The sequence below is a fragment of the Solimonas aquatica genome (genome assembly GCF_900111015.1).
Classification (GTDB): Bacteria; Pseudomonadota; Gammaproteobacteria; order Nevskiales; family Nevskiaceae; genus Solimonas; species Solimonas aquatica.
On the sequence record NZ_FOFS01000010.1, the window covers coordinates 135,355 to 148,450 of the forward strand.

16 protein-coding genes are annotated in these 13,096 nt (G+C 66.0%); all 16 read right to left on the minus strand.

Annotation, left to right across the window (positions count from 1 at the left end; genetic code table 11):
• Window positions 1-9: 9 nt before the first annotated feature.
• The 16 genes from BMY12_RS13430 to BMY12_RS13505 all read right to left on the minus strand — a co-directional run bounded on the left by BMY12_RS13430 (window position 10) and on the right by BMY12_RS13505 (window position 12,926).
• On the minus strand, window positions 10-858 hold the full coding sequence (locus BMY12_RS13430) for an electron transfer flavoprotein subunit beta/FixA family protein (RefSeq protein ID WP_093287141.1): 849 nt from the start codon (window positions 856-858) through the stop codon (window positions 10-12).
• Window positions 859-960: 102 nt separating this feature from the next.
• Complete coding sequence (gene nifW, locus BMY12_RS13435) at window positions 961-1,308, minus strand: nitrogenase-stabilizing/protective protein NifW (protein ID WP_093287144.1); 348 nt, start codon at window positions 1,306-1,308, stop codon at window positions 961-963.
• On the minus strand, window positions 1,301-2,065 hold the full coding sequence (gene cysE / locus BMY12_RS13440) for a serine O-acetyltransferase (protein ID WP_436278865.1): 765 nt from the start codon (window positions 2,063-2,065) through the stop codon (window positions 1,301-1,303). Before cysE ends, nifW begins: the two co-directional genes overlap by 8 nt.
• Before the next feature lie 56 nt (window positions 2,066-2,121).
• The gene (gene nifV / locus BMY12_RS13445; protein ID WP_093287149.1) at window positions 2,122-3,276 is read right to left on the minus strand and encodes a homocitrate synthase; all 1,155 of its coding nucleotides are present in this window, start codon (window positions 3,274-3,276) and stop codon (window positions 2,122-2,124) included.
• 206 nt (window positions 3,277-3,482) lie between these two features.
• Window positions 3,483-4,463, minus strand: coding sequence for an alpha/beta hydrolase (locus tag BMY12_RS13450; RefSeq protein WP_093287152.1), 981 nt, complete (start codon window positions 4,461-4,463; stop codon window positions 3,483-3,485).
• Window positions 4,464-5,341: 878 nt separating this feature from the next.
• Window positions 5,342-5,773, minus strand: a complete 432-nt coding sequence (locus BMY12_RS13455) for an ArsC/Spx/MgsR family protein (protein ID WP_093287154.1) — start codon at window positions 5,771-5,773, stop codon at window positions 5,342-5,344.
• A gap of 12 nt (window positions 5,774-5,785) precedes the next feature.
• Window positions 5,786-6,109, minus strand: coding sequence for a HesB/IscA family protein (locus BMY12_RS13460; RefSeq protein ID WP_093287157.1), 324 nt, complete (start codon window positions 6,107-6,109; stop codon window positions 5,786-5,788).
• A complete protein-coding gene (gene erpA / locus BMY12_RS13465; RefSeq protein ID WP_093287159.1) occupies window positions 6,090-6,494 on the minus strand; it encodes an iron-sulfur cluster insertion protein ErpA in 405 nt (134 codons plus the stop codon). The genes BMY12_RS13460 and erpA overlap by 20 nt, the downstream gene beginning before the upstream one ends.
• On the minus strand, window positions 6,491-7,744 hold the full coding sequence (locus BMY12_RS13470; RefSeq protein WP_093287162.1) for a cysteine desulfurase family protein: 1,254 nt from the start codon (window positions 7,742-7,744) through the stop codon (window positions 6,491-6,493). The genes erpA and BMY12_RS13470 overlap by 4 nt, the downstream gene beginning before the upstream one ends.
• Before the next feature lie 21 nt (window positions 7,745-7,765).
• Complete coding sequence (gene fdxB / locus BMY12_RS13475) at window positions 7,766-8,071, minus strand: ferredoxin III, nif-specific (protein WP_093287165.1); 306 nt, start codon at window positions 8,069-8,071, stop codon at window positions 7,766-7,768.
• Window positions 8,072-8,081: 10 nt separating this feature from the next.
• A complete protein-coding gene (locus BMY12_RS13480) occupies window positions 8,082-8,279 on the minus strand; it encodes a CCE_0567 family metalloprotein (RefSeq protein WP_093287168.1) in 198 nt (65 codons plus the stop codon).
• Between the two features lie 14 nt (window positions 8,280-8,293).
• On the minus strand, window positions 8,294-8,773 hold the full coding sequence (locus BMY12_RS13485) for a NifX-associated nitrogen fixation protein (RefSeq protein WP_093287170.1): 480 nt from the start codon (window positions 8,771-8,773) through the stop codon (window positions 8,294-8,296).
• Entirely contained in the window at window positions 8,766-9,179 is a 414-nt protein-coding gene (nifX, locus tag BMY12_RS13490) for a nitrogen fixation protein NifX (protein WP_093287173.1), read from the minus strand. Before nifX ends, BMY12_RS13485 begins: the two co-directional genes overlap by 8 nt.
• Window positions 9,176-10,561 carry a nitrogenase iron-molybdenum cofactor biosynthesis protein NifN gene (gene nifN / locus BMY12_RS13495; protein WP_093287176.1) on the minus strand — a complete coding sequence of 462 codons (1,386 nt, stop codon included), beginning with the start codon at window positions 10,559-10,561 and terminating at the stop codon, window positions 9,176-9,178. The genes nifX and nifN overlap by 4 nt, the downstream gene beginning before the upstream one ends.
• Window positions 10,562-10,569: 8 nt before the next feature.
• Window positions 10,570-12,219, minus strand: a complete 1,650-nt coding sequence (gene nifE / locus BMY12_RS13500; protein WP_093287179.1) for a nitrogenase iron-molybdenum cofactor biosynthesis protein NifE — start codon at window positions 12,217-12,219, stop codon at window positions 10,570-10,572.
• Window positions 12,220-12,404: 185 nt separating this feature from the next.
• Window positions 12,405-12,926 (minus strand): TlpA family protein disulfide reductase, encoded by a 522-nt coding sequence (locus BMY12_RS13505; protein WP_093287181.1) that lies wholly within the window; start codon window positions 12,924-12,926, stop codon window positions 12,405-12,407.
• Between the last annotated feature and the right edge of the window lie 170 nt (window positions 12,927-13,096).

Sequence of the window (13,096 nt, forward strand, 5' to 3'; positions counted from 1 at the left end):
CCTTGTGCGTTAGGCAGACTGACGTTCGAGCAGTTCCTGCTCGATGATGGGATGGCGGGTGAACAGGCGCTGGATCAGGTTCAGCGAGACATCGCGCAGCGAGGACTCCTCCACCAGCAGCATCTCGGCCTTCTCGTTGCGCGGCGTGGGACCGAAGACCTTGCTCACCACCGTGGGCGAGCCCTTGAGGCCGATCTTCTCCACGTCTTCGATGCCGGCCTGGTCCTTGTTCCACTTGCGGACCTGGGTACGCGCGGCATGGATCATCGCCGGCATGGACGCAAAGCGCATGGTGTTGGTGTTTTCCAGCATGGTGATCAGGCAGGGCAGCGCGGTCTTCAGGACCTGCACGCCGCCTTCGGCGCGGCGCTCGATGGTGATGCTGCGTCCTTCCAGATCCACTTCGACGATGCGCGAGACATAGGTGAGCAGCTGCAGGCCGAGACGCTTGGCGATGCCAGGGCCCACCTGCGCGGTATCGCCGTCCACGGTCTGCTTGCCGGTGAACACCATGTCCACCGCCTGCTCCTTGCCGATCTGCTTCACCGCCGAGGCCAGCGCGTAGGAGGTGGCCAGGGTGTCGGCACCGGCGAAGGCGCGGTCGGTGACCAGAATCGCATCGTCGGCCCCGAAGGACACGCACTTGCGCAGCGAATCCTCGGCCTGCGGCGGGCCCATGCACAGCACGGTGACGCGGCCGCCGAACTTGTCCTTGAGCCGCAGCGCCTCTTCCAGCGCGAACAGGTCATAAGGATTGACGATGGCCGGCACGCCCTGACGCATGATGGTATTGGTGACCGGATGCACGCGGATCTGCGCCGAGTCCGGAACCTGCTTGATACAGACGACGATGTGCATCGCTTCAGCTCTCCAGCAATCTTTTAGATGAAATCCGCGCGGCCTTCCCGGTCATTTCCGCGGACGCGTAAATGACGGCGGGCAAGGTTTGCGTGCAGCGGCTCAGAGACATGGCTGCTTGTCCTTGGCCTCGCGCAGACTGGCCTTGAGCGTGTCCAGGGAAATGCTCTTGCCCTCGGCATCCTGGAACACCTTGAACACCTTCTCCTGCGCCGGCGTGGAGCGCAGGAAATCCGCGTAGGCGCGCTGCAGCAGCTGGCGGTAGTGCTCGACGCGTGCCTCGCTGTCCAGCGCCTCGCCACGCCCTTGCTGGCGCAGGTACTGATTGAAGCGCTTGAGGATGTGCAGGCGGTTGACGTTGAGCACCGACTGCTCGAACGGCAGGCCGAAGAAGTTGAAGAACTCCTCCGCCGCCGAGAGATGCGCCAGATGCTGGTCCAGATCAGACATGGTGATTTCCCTTGCAGGCGCTGCGGTTGGCCCAGGGCGCAGCGCTGCTCGCACCTTCCGCGCAAGCATCCGTGCAATCCGCGCACTGGCTGACTTCACTGTGCCGCTGACTGGGCACCACGCTGCCGCTCAGGCGCAGCACCTCGTGTTCCAGTTCGCCGATGCGCTCCAGCAGACAGGCAATGGCCTTGCCTACCGGATCGGGCATCAGGTGATGATCCAGATCGATGCCCGGCGCGGCGAGCCGGCGATGCTCGCGCGGCAGCACCATGCGCCCGGGAATGCCGACCACGGTCATGCCCGGCAGCACGTCTTCGATCACCACCGAGTTGGCTGCCACGCGCGCGCCGGCACCCACGGTGATCGCCCCCAGAATCTTGGCGCCCGCGCCCACCACCACGCCGTCGCCCAGCGTCGGATGACGCTTGCCGGGATTCCAGGTGGTGCCGCCCAGGGTCACGCCGTGATACAGGGTCACCTCATCACCGATCTCGGCGGTCTCGCCGATCACCACGCCGGCACCGTGATCGATGAAGAAGCGCTGGCCGATGCGCGCCGCCGGATGGATGTCGACATTGGTGATGAGGCGCGCGATGAACGACAGCCAGCGCGCCGTGTACAGCCATCCGCGCCGCCACAGGCTGTGCGCGAGCCGGTACAGCAGCACCGCCTGCACGCCGGGATAGATGGTCATGACCTCGAACAGGCTGCGCGCCGCCGGATCGCGGCCCTGCACGCAGCGCAGATCCTCGCGCATGCTCTTGAGCAGCGAGGGCGGCGGGGCGGGCCGTGCCGGCACGCTCAGCAAGGGGTTCATGACAGCACCCCGCTGCTCTCGGCCACTTCCAGGAAAAAGCCGCGCAGCTCTTCATCGCTGGGCGCGCGCTTGTGATGCGTGGCATGCGCGCGCACACGCAGCAGGACCGCGCCCGCCTGCTGCTCGTCCACGCTCAGGCCCAGCTGCGCGAAGGCACTGCGCACGGCGTGCGAGCCGGAATGCTTGCCCAGCACCGTGCGGTGCGCGCGGCCCAGTTCAGCCGGATCGAAGGGCTGGTAATTGCGCGGGTCCTTGAGGATGCCGTCCACATGCAGTCCGGACTCATGCGTGAACACCGCCTCGCCGACGATGCTCTTGCCCGGCGCCACGCGCCGCCCCGAAGCGCGTGCCACCAGCGCCGAGATCGCCGGCAGCTGGCGCGTGTCCACGCCGATATCCGCGCCGTGCAGATGGCGCAGACCCATGACGATTTCCTCCAGCGCGGCATTGCCGGCACGTTCGCCGATGCCGTTCACCGTGGTGTTGGCATGCGTGGCGCCGGCGCGCAGCGCGGCCAGCGTGTTGGCGGTGGCCAGGCCCAGATCATCGTGCGCGTGGATTTCGATATCGATGTCCACCGCGCTGCGCAGCTGCGCGATGCGCTCATAGGTGCTGAAGGGATCGAGCACGCCCAGAGTGTCGGCGAAGCGCACGCGCTCGGCACCGGCACGCTCGGCGGCCTGTGCCACCTGGCGCAGGAATGCCGGATCGGCGCGCGAAGCGTCTTCCATGCCGACACTCACCGCGTAACCGGCTTCGCGACCTGCCGTCACATAGCGCGCGACCTGCTGCAGCACCCAGGCGCGGCTGCGGCCCAGCTTGCGCGTGATCTGCAGATCGGAAACCGGAATGGAGAGATTGAGCAGATCCACCGCGCAGCACAGCGCCGCGCGCAGATCGTGCTCGCACATGCGCGCCCAGACCATCAGGCGCACCGGCAAACGCAGATCGGTGATCAGCTCGATCTGTGCCAGCTCCGCCTCGCCCATGCCGGGAATGCCGATCTCCATCTCCGGCACTCCGGCCTGCGCCAGCGCCTTAGCGATCTCGCACTTCTCCAGCGGCGTGAAGGCAACGCCTGCGGCCTGCTCGCCATCACGCAGCGTGGTGTCGTTGATCAGCGTCTGATGGTAGCGGGCGATGCGGTCCATGGAACCGTAAGCGCAAGCCGCGTGCCAGAAGATTGACGCTTGTTTTTATTGGGCTTTGCGCAAGAGGCTCGGACTTGCCGCGCGCCAGCTGTTGAGATTGTCGGGTTTGTAACAGCCCACTCGCGACGCGCGGCATCAGCGCAGCATCCAAAGGCGCACGCGAAGGCGCTGCATGCACAAGCAGCGGTCTGGTACGCGCATCGCGGCTACGATGCCGCAGCCCAGGCCGCCTTGACGAAGCGCTTGCACTCCGCCAGCAGCTCCAGATCCTCCGGCGCGAAGGCGCCGAGAAAACCGGCATGGGGTCCGGCTTCGGTGAGGTACAGCTCGGCCGGCACAGCGGCGCGGCGCAGCGCGCGGTGCATACGTACCGTGTCGGAGAGCAGCAGATCGCGCGTGCCGCTGGATAGGAACGTGGGCGGCCAGCCCTTGCTGAAATCACCGAACAAGGGCGAGACATAGGGCAGCGTCTTGTCGGCCGTGCCAGCGTAACGGGTGATGTTCTGGAAACCGCCGTAGAGGTTCACATCGAGATAGCGGTTGGTCTGATGACTGTCACCGCTGAGGCTCAGATCCAGCACCGGCGTGAGCAGCAGCAGGCCCGCCGGCAGGGGCAGACCTTCATCGCGGGCACGCAGACACAGCGCGGCAGCCAGATTGCTGCCGGCGGAGGAACCGCCGATCACGATCTGCCTGGCCTGATGCTGCGCCAGCAGCAGGCGGTAGGCCGCCATGCAGTCGTCCAGCGCCGCCGGATACAGATGCTCGGGCATCAGGCGGTAATCCAGGGCATGCACCTGCGCGCCGTAATCGGCGGCGCGCACCATGGCCAGCAGCCGGCACATCTCACCGCCGCCGGAGATGAAGCCGCCGCCGTGGATGTCCAGATACGTCACGTTCGCCTGCGGTGTCGTGCGCTGCGCCGGGGTGACGCGATAGAGCTGTGCGCCGCCGGCCAGCGGCAGGGTTTCCACGGTGCCTTTGAATTTTTCCGCGAGCGGCCGGATGAATTTCAGCGCGGCCTCGACGCCGGTGGCAACCAGATTGGGCCGCTGCTCGCCGGCGGCGAGCACTGTGGCGATGCGTTTTGCCGCGAGACTGAGAAAGGCCTGCGCCTGCGGGCTGATGGAGCGCGGCACGGGAATCTGCTGGGCCGGCACGGCCAGCGCCTGAAGTTCGGAGTTCATCGTCAAAACCGCCTTTGCCGCATCCGCGCTGCCGAGGTTTCGGGCAGAAGCATCGGTGCTCGCGAATCATGTGGGGGAACTGGCAGCCTAGCGCTGTGCCGCGTGCTGCTTCAAGCGGCGGCGCAGTGCAAGATCAAGAAGCGTGCGAGCTGCCCAACTTAAACCACAGGGCGGCTTAGGCGCGATAGCGCCGTAACCCGCCAGGGCTTTTCTGCAGCCCGGTTTATCTCTTGATCTATTGCCTCGTTCGTCCGCCCTTCGGCGGACGACTCACTTCTCTTTGCTTGTGCAAAGAGAAGTAAGCAAGAGAAAGCACACCCCGGCTCTGGCGCCCGCTGCGCGGGTGCCTTCGCTGTGCAACGTGCTCGGGGCCGTTGCGGACACGCCATCCCTGGCGTGGCCGCAACTGAGCCGCCCTTCGTGGGCGGCTCTCCCCTGCGCTCGCCGCACAGCTCAGCGCCAGAGACGGGGACCCCAAAGTCAAAAGCCACAGCAGCTTCGAGCGATGAGCGTCGCTGCGCTGTTGCTTTTGACTTGCCCCCTTTGCCTCGCACCGAGCAGCGCAGCGAGCGCAGTGGGAGAATCGAACAGGAAGTTCGATTCAGTTGCAGCCGCGCCATGGATGGCGCGTCTGCAACGGCCCCGAGCACGCGAGCAGCGCAGGGTTCCGGCGCCGCGATAGCGGCGCCGGATGCGAGGCGTAGGGCGTGCTTTCTCTTGGGTACTTCTCTTTGCACGAGCAAAGAGAAGTACCTCGGGCGCCGAAGGGCGCACGAAACCAAGGCCAGATCGAGCACCACACGCAGCAAGAAGCAACAAAGCCATGTGGGCTACGGCTTGGCGTCTGCGACAGGACAATCACAGTCGAGGTCAAAGCATCACCGGTCAGCGTGGGCCTTGCAGCTGCCCGGCTCATGCATCGCCGCACAGCCCTCCAGCGACTTCTTCGGGGCATCCGCGCCAAGTCCGATCCAGGCATCGATGTCCGCGCCGTCGAAGCCGACGCGGCGCTCGCCGGCGTACTCCAGCAGAGGCCTGCGGATCAGCAGCGGTTCGGCCAGCAGGAGCTGCAACGCCGTGTCGCGATCCACAGCCTCGGGATCCAGCTCGCCGCTCTTGATGCGCGGCGCCGCGCGATTGAACCACTGCGCCACCGGCAGCGGCTGCAGAAACGCCAGCAGCGATTCCGACGTCCAGGGCCAGCTGAGCAGATCCCGTACTTCCAGCGTGTGCCCGGCCGCACTCAGCAAAGCCTTCTGCCGCGCATTGCCGCCGCAGCCGGGCTTTTCGTAGAACACCAGATGCGCCATCGAAGCCGGCGCTCAGACCGCAAAGCTGCTGCCGCAGCCGCAGGTGCCCTTGGCATTGGGATTGAGGAACTTGAAGCCCTCGTTCAGGCCCTCGCGCACGAAGTCGATTTCGATGCCGTCGAGCAGCGGCAGACTGCGCGCATCGACCACCAGCTTCACGCCCGCGCTGTCGAAACACTGATCCTCGGCGCCGATCTCGTCGGCCACCGCCATCACGTAAGAAAGGCCGGAGCAGCCCGAAGCCTTCACCGCCAGACGCAAGCCCACACCCTTGCCGCGCTTCTCGATGGTCCGCCGGATCTGCCGCGCCGCGGCCTCAGTGACAAGAACGGCCATTGCAGTTCCCCTGTTCCTTTGCCACCGGCTCGCTGCCGGCCACGGAGAAAGAGCTGCCGCAGCCGCAGGTGCTGGTCGCGTTGGGATTGCGGATGATGAAGCGCGCGCCTTCCAGCCCGTCCTCGAAGTCGATCTCGGCACCGCCGAGATATTGCAGGCTCATGGGATCGACCAGCAGCACCACGCCGCCGCGCTCCACCTGCACATCGTCCGGCTTGATGCTTTCCTCGAAGGCAAAGCCGTACTGAAAGCCCGAGCAGCCGCCGCCCGTCACGTAGACACGCAGCATCATGCCGGGGCTCTCGCTCTCGCGGATCAGTTCCGCCACCTTGTTCGCCGCCGCCTCGCAGAAAATCAGCGAGGCCTCTTGTGCCACTTCACTCATGCTCCGACTCCTAGTGTTTGCGCGGCGCGCTGCTGTGCGCGCCTGCGCATGCGCTTCATGGGACAGTCCTTTTCTTCGCCGGCCGCCGGCGCCGCGGCCGTCGCGCTGCGCAGCTGCCGCAGCGCCTGCGCCACCAGCTCGATGGCAACGTCCACGTCCTGCTCACTGCTGTAGCGACCCAGCGAGAAACGCAGCGAGGACAGCGCCTGCTCACGGCTGCGCCCCAGGGCCAGCAGCACCGGCGAAGCCTGGGCCTGCGCCGAGGAGCAGGCGGCGCCGCCGGAGATCGCCAGCGCCGGCGAGAGCTTTTCCAGCAGCGCCAGGGGCGGCAATTGCTCGAAGCCGACATTGAGAATCTGCGGCGCGTGTGCGCTGGCATGGCCGTTGAGGAACACGCCGGGCAGCTGCGACAAGCCCTGCCAGAGACGATCACGCAACCGGCGCAGACGCTCGCGCTCCTGCGGCAGTGCCAGCTGCGCAAGACGGCAGGCCTCGGCACAACCGACGATCTGATGCACCGGCAGCGTACCGGCGCGCAGACCCTGCTCCTGGCTGCCGCCGAGTTGCTGCGGCTGCAGATGCGCGCGCACTTCGCGGCGCAGATACAGCGCGCCGATACCTTGCGGGCCATGCAGCTTGTGCGCGGAGAAGGACAGCGCGGCGATGTCCAGCGCCGACAGATCGATGGCCAGCTTGCCCACGGCCTGCGTGGCATCGACATGCAGCAGCACGCCGCGCGCGCGGCAGATCGCGCTGATGGCGGCGATGTCCTGCACCACGCCGGTTTCATTGTTGACCCACATCACCGAGGCCAGCACGGTACCGGGCCTGAGCGCCTCGGCAAAAGCCTGCAGATCGAGGCTGCCGTCGCGCTGCACGTCCAGCAGGCCGAGTTCGATCTGGCCGCGCGCGGCCAGGTCGCGCAGCGGCGCCAGCACCGAGGCATGCTCGGTGCGCGGGCTGAGCACCCGCCGGCCACGCGCGGCAAGACCCGCGATCAGGCCGCGCAGCGCGAGGTTATTGCTTTCGGTGGCGCCGGAGGTCCAGATCAACTCCTCGCCGGCGCAGTTCAGCAGTTGCGCGACCTGCGCGCGCGACCTGGCCACCGCCTCTTCCGCACGCCAGCCGTAGACATGCGTGTGTGAAGCAGCGTTGCCGTAGCACTCGCCCAGATACGGCAGCATGGCATCCAGCACGCGCGGATCCAGGCGCGTGCCGGCGGCATTGTCCAGATAAATGGGCGGCTGCATGAGCGGACGGCTCGCCGATACTCAGACTTCCAGCGCCGCGTGCGTGTAGCACTTCTTCGGGCAGATGCGTGCACAGGCGGTGCAGCCGATGCACAGCTCCTGATGGGCGATGGTCATGATCTTCTTTTCGTACTCTTCGTCCTCGTCGCCATCCGGATCGATGGCGATGGTATTGCCCTCATCGTCCATGCCCACCAGTTCCAGCACGCCGCGCGGACAGACCTTGTAGCAGCGGCCGCAGCCGATGCAGGCGTCCTTGTTGAGGCTCTGAACGTAGTTGGGGGTCCAGCTCTCGCCGGACGGCAGGGTGATGGTGAAAGTGCCCATATGCGTTTTCCTATGCGCCGGCGGCGCTCAGTGCGGCACGCGCCGCGAGCAGCTCGCGGTAGGCTTCGTGCGCACGCGCCGCCACTTCGGGGATGCGTTCCCAGTTCACGGGCAGTTCCTCCGACAGATCGTGCAGATCCATCTTGGCCTGCGTGGCCTGGGCATTGAGTTTCTTGACCTTGGCTTTGAGTTCTTCTGCGGATTGCATGGCGGGTCCCTTGCTCAGTAGCGCGCGGCCTCGGGGAAGCGTTCGATCATGTTCACCGCCTCGCTCACCAGCTTCTCGCCGGCTTCGCAGAGCTTGGCCAGGCTGCCGAAGCCGAAGCGGTGCACATCGCGCAAGTGCTTGTTGACCACCACCAGCCGCCCGGCGATCAGCACCATGCGGCCGAAGCCCTCGTGATGCATCTTGAGCATGGGGCTGGCTATGATCTTGGTGATGCGTTCGATGGACAGGCCGATGGCGTTGTAGAACAGCTCCAGACGCCAGAGCGTGTCGGGATCGGGATCGCCCATCATCGGCAGCGCGCGGCGCTGCTCGGGCGTGAGGATGTAGGGCGCCAGCAGATTCAGATCGCTCTTGCCGTCCCAGGCGCCATGCGTGTCCTGTGCGCGCAGCTGCTTGACCAGCTCGCGCAGGAAAGGGCGTTCCAGCAGCCCGGCCTCGCTGGGGGCTTCGATGACGGCGCTGTCTTCAGACATGGGCCACCTCGTCTTCCTCGAAGCTGGCCTTCTGTTCCTGACCCTTGAGCAGGGCCTTGCGCAGCCAGGGCGGCGGCGTGCCTTTCAGCACGTCCTGCAGCTTGAGCAGAATCTCGGCGATGGACTCGGGCTGCGGCACCTTGATCGGATGAATCTTCTGCGCCACCACGCGCGCCGCCGCCGAACCGCCAATGGCCGCGCAATACATGATCGCGCAGTCGCCGATGGCGGCGAGCTTGGGCGTGAGCTTGTCCTCGTTGCCGTCCTCGTTGAGTTCGCCGGCGAAGTCGAAGGATTCGACGAAGCGCGAGCCTTCGGCGCTCACCTCGTAGACGGCGATGTGCTTGGCCCAGCCGAAGTGGGCATTGACCAGTTCCTGGTCCTGCGTGGAAAACGCAACTTTCATGATGAAACCTCTGCGTGGGATTCGGGGCTGACGCTGGCCGCGCGCCGTGATGCTTCCGGCAGCGGCCAGCTCTCGGGCGTGGCCTGATGCGTCTGATCGGCGAGCAGGTTGGCGATGTCGAAAATCAGATTGCGCGTGCCGCGATAGCCGACACTGAGCCGGTGCGCATTGCCGATGCGGTCGAACAGCGGCATGCCGATGCGATACAAGGGCAGGCCCAGGCGTTCGGCCATCTGCCGGCCGTGCGAGTGCGTGAGCAGCAGCTCGCAGCCGCGCTCGGCGGCGAGTCTTTCCATGTCTTCCAGATCGCCGATCAGCACTTCCTCGCAGGGCAGCTGCTGCAGCAGCATGGACTGCGTGGTGGTGACGCAGACCGCGAGCTGCGCGCCCATTTCCTGCAGCAGCGAGCCCACGGCCCAGAGCAGATCCGGCTCGGCACCGATGGCCAGCTTCACCTGCCCGAAATGGAAATGGCCGTCGAGCATGGCGTCGAGCAGCTGGCTGCGGCTGCGCCGGTACTTGGCCGGCACCGGGCGACCGGAGAGCTGCGAGAGATGCTGCAGGAAGCGGTCATTGGGCAGCAGGCCGGTGAGGCGATCGAACACTTCAAAGGGCACGCCGCAGCGCATCTCCAGCTCCATCGCCGCCGAGCGCATCTGCTCGCCCACCGCGATGCTGGCCATGGCACTGCCGAGATTCTGCAGGTCTTCCAGCGCGGTGCCGCCGATGGTGGTGCCCAGCCATTCCTCGGGGATGTGCCCGTCCAGCGAGCCGGACATGTCCGGCGCCACCACCACTTCCAGACCGAAGCTCTCGATGATCTCGCGCAGCTCGTCGATATCGGCCGGCGTCAGATGCGAACCAGGCAGCAGATTGACGCGCCCGTCCACCTTGGCCACCTGCTCGCGCGCCAGGCTGCGCACCAGCGCACTCACCGCCTTGCTCCAGCCGTCCTCGAAGGCACCGATGTAATCCGGCGTGGACACGTAGACCAGCTCGGTATCGGCCAGCTCCGGATGACGCTGACGGATCAGGCGCAGATAGCCGTCCACATCATCGCCCTTGGTTTCGGTGAGGCCCGTGGAGCAGATCGCAATCAGCTTCGGCGCGGCACGCTTGCGGATGTTGAGCAGGGCCGATTCCAGATTCTCCAGCCCGCCGAGAATGGTGGTGACCTCGTTCATCGCCGAGGTCTGCAGGGGGATGGCTTCCTTGAAGTGCCGCACCAGCAGCACCAGTCCGAACGAGGTGCAGCCCTGCGAGCCATGCATCAGCGGCATGCACTGCGCCAGGCCCATGAAGGCATAGGCCGCGCCCAGGGGCTGGCTCATCTTCAGCGGATTGACCGCGCAGGCCTTGCGGGATTCGATGACGCGGGCCATGGGCGGACTCAGAGTTGGGCGCCGGCAAGCAGGGTCATGGCCTGCGTCTGCGCGCGTTCGGACTTTGGGACTGAGACCTCTTCCGCCATCCTTGGCGAGACCGCATCGCTTGATTGAACCCCGGCCCGGCCATCCCTGGCCGGGCGTTCGGATTCGCTGCCTAAAACTTCTTCCGCCATCCGTGGCGAGACTGCATCGCTTGATTGAACCACGGCCCGGCCATCCCTGGCCGGGCGTTCGGATTCGCTGCGCGCTGCGCGCGCAAAGCGCGAATCCTCACCCCAGGGCGCCGGTGTTCTCACCTGCAGCCACACCGGGTTGTACACGGCCTTGTCGATCTCGTTGACCAGACTCACCATGCCTTCGTAACCGGCATAGGCGTAGTGGCGTTCCTGATTGATGTCCAGCCAGGGCATGCGCGCCTTGAGCGCCACGAACTGCGAGCGACCGCCGGAGAGCATGATGTCGGCGCGCGCCTCGCGCAGCATCTTGTACATCTCGCGCGGGGTCATGTCGTCGATCATGTGCGCGTCGTCGCCCATGATCTCCTTGATGCGCGCCTTGTCCTCCCTGGTGGATTTCTTGACGCTGGTGCCGGCGACGATCATGCCGGCCTCCTGCAGCGCGGACACCACCGACCAGCTCTTCACGCCGCCGGTGATCAGCAGCACGCGCTTGCCGGACAGGCGCTGGCGATAGGCCTGGATGCGCTGCCAGGCGCGCGCTTCCTCGACGCGGATCAGCTTCTCGGTGCGGATCAGCAAGTCCTCGCCCGCGCCCTGCTGCACCAGCAGCCGCGCCATCTGGCGCAGGGTGTCGGACATATCGCTGATGCCGTAGAAGGAGCCTTCGAAATACGGAATGCCGTAGCGCTCCTGCATGCGCGTGGCGACATTGATCATGCTCTTGGAGCAGACCATCATGTTCACGCGCGCGCGATGGCTGCTGGCCACGTCGCGATAGCGACCGTCGCCGGAGATGCAGGAGAGAATGCGGATGCCCAGGGCATCGAGCAGCGGCTTGACCTGCCAGAGTTCGCCGGAGAGGTTGTACTCGCCGATGATGTTGATGTCGCAGGGCGTGGTGGTTTCCGGCTCCTGCGTGCCGATCACGTAATCCAGCAGCGCCTCGGCGCCGAGCTTGTTGCCCAGGTTCTTCGGTCCTGCGAAGCCCGGCGCGTTGACCGGTATCACGGGTTTGCCGAAACGCTCCGTGGCGCGCTTGCACACCGCCTCGATGTCGTCGCCGATCATCGCGGTGACGCAGGTCTGGTAGACGAACACCGCCGGCGGATCGTATTTCTCGATGGCTTCGCGGATCGCCTTGAACAGGCGCTTCTCGCCGCCGTACACCACATCGAGTTCGTTGATGTCGGTGGTGAAGCCGGTGCGGTAGATCATCGGCCCCGAGGACGCGCTGTGGCGGTTGTCCCAGGAGTTGCCTTCACAGGCGATGGGGCCGTGCACCAGATGCACGACGTCGACGATGGGCTGCAGCGCGATCTTGGCGCCGTCGAAAGCGCAGCCGCCGGCGGCCGCACCGGGCGTGAGCTGCTTGCTGCACCCCTTCTTGCGGTCCTTCTCCGACTTCGCCTGGTTCTTCTCGCAACCGGGCTCTTCGAATACCGCGGCGATCTTCTGCTTGAGCGTGGCCGACATTGCGCGCTCCGATGCGCTGGTCTTGCCAGTGCTAGAGCAGAATCAATGCCAGAGCGGTTTTTCCTGCGCTTTCAAGGCGCTGCGCATTTCGCGTGAAAAAGTACGCTGGTCGCCAAGCTGACAGCGCGGCGCATTTGGCAGGTTTGCGACAAACGATCCCGCCGTCCGCCGGCAGGCGGCCACGCTCAGCGCCGTGGCTTGAGCAGGTTCAGCACGCGACCTTCGATATCCGCGACAAAACCCGCGCCGGCACCGTAGTAGATCTGATCGACATGGCCCGTGGGCGTGACGATGAAGGTCGCGGGCAGACGCCAGAGCTGGAAGTTGCGCGTGGCAAAGCCGATCACGTCCACCAGTACGGGATAGCTCACCGGGGTCTTCTGCAGGAAGCGGCGGGCGCGGTCCGCGTCTTCATCGATGCTCACCGACAGCACCGTGAAGCGCTCGCCGTAACCCTGGGCCTTGAGTCGCGCCTGCAGGGCATCCAGCTGCGGCATGGTTTCCAGACAGGGGCCGCACCAGGAGGCCCAGAAGTCCAGCACCACCACCTTGCCGCGCAGGCGGCTGAGCTTGATGCCGTCCGCACCTTGCAGCACGATGCCGGCGGCTTCCGGGGCCTGCTGTCCGGCCATGATCGCGAATGCCGGACGCGCGCCGAACAGCGTCAGCGCGAGCAGCAACCCATGCAGAAGTCTTGCGTATCTCATGCGCGCACCCTAGCCAGCGCCGTGCAGGCCGTCGCCCGCGCACCGTGCTGACGGTCGCGGGCGCATGCCCGGCGGTCGTCTTGTAAGGTCATCCCTGAGCATGGCGGCCTCCTGCTGCCTGTGCTTCTCCCCCTTGATCGTGGCCTCGGGGCCCCCGCCCCAAGTGCCAC

Bases quoted from the DNA above. Each gene is read 5' to 3' on its own strand.
- BMY12_RS13480 (WP_093287168.1), bottom strand. From the start codon at position 8,279: ATGCAATCCGCAGAAGAACTCAAAGCCAAGGTCAAGAAACTCAATGCC.
- nifE (WP_093287179.1), bottom strand. From the start codon at position 12,219: ATGTCGGCCACGCTCAAGCAGAAGATCGCCGCGGTATTCGAAGAGCCC.
- BMY12_RS13485 (WP_093287170.1), bottom strand. From the start codon at position 8,773: ATGTCTGAAGACAGCGCCGTCATCGAAGCCCCCAGCGAGGCCGGGCTG.
- BMY12_RS13460 (WP_093287157.1), bottom strand. From the start codon at position 6,109: ATGGCCGTTCTTGTCACTGAGGCCGCGGCGCGGCAGATCCGGCGGACC.
- BMY12_RS13470 (WP_093287162.1), bottom strand. From the start codon at position 7,744: ATGCAGCCGCCCATTTATCTGGACAATGCCGCCGGCACGCGCCTGGAT.
- nifV (WP_093287149.1), bottom strand. From the start codon at position 3,276: ATGGACCGCATCGCCCGCTACCATCAGACGCTGATCAACGACACCACG.
- nifX (WP_093287173.1), bottom strand. From the start codon at position 9,179: ATGAAAGTTGCGTTTTCCACGCAGGACCAGGAACTGGTCAATGCCCAC.
- nifN (WP_093287176.1), bottom strand. From the start codon at position 10,561: ATGGCCCGCGTCATCGAATCCCGCAAGGCCTGCGCGGTCAATCCGCTG.
- nifW (WP_093287144.1), bottom strand. From the start codon at position 1,308: ATGTCTGATCTGGACCAGCATCTGGCGCATCTCTCGGCGGCGGAGGAG.
- BMY12_RS13430 (WP_093287141.1), bottom strand. From the start codon at position 858: ATGCACATCGTCGTCTGTATCAAGCAGGTTCCGGACTCGGCGCAGATC.
- fdxB (WP_093287165.1), bottom strand. From the start codon at position 8,071: ATGGGCACTTTCACCATCACCCTGCCGTCCGGCGAGAGCTGGACCCCC.
- BMY12_RS13455 (WP_093287154.1), bottom strand. From the start codon at position 5,773: ATGGCGCATCTGGTGTTCTACGAAAAGCCCGGCTGCGGCGGCAATGCG.
- BMY12_RS13505 (WP_093287181.1), bottom strand. From the start codon at position 12,926: ATGAGATACGCAAGACTTCTGCATGGGTTGCTGCTCGCGCTGACGCTG.
- erpA (WP_093287159.1), bottom strand. From the start codon at position 6,494: ATGAGTGAAGTGGCACAAGAGGCCTCGCTGATTTTCTGCGAGGCGGCG.
- BMY12_RS13450 (WP_093287152.1), bottom strand. From the start codon at position 4,463: ATGAACTCCGAACTTCAGGCGCTGGCCGTGCCGGCCCAGCAGATTCCC.
- cysE (WP_436278865.1), bottom strand. From the start codon at position 2,065: ATGCGCGAGGATCTGCGCTGCGTGCAGGGCCGCGATCCGGCGGCGCGC.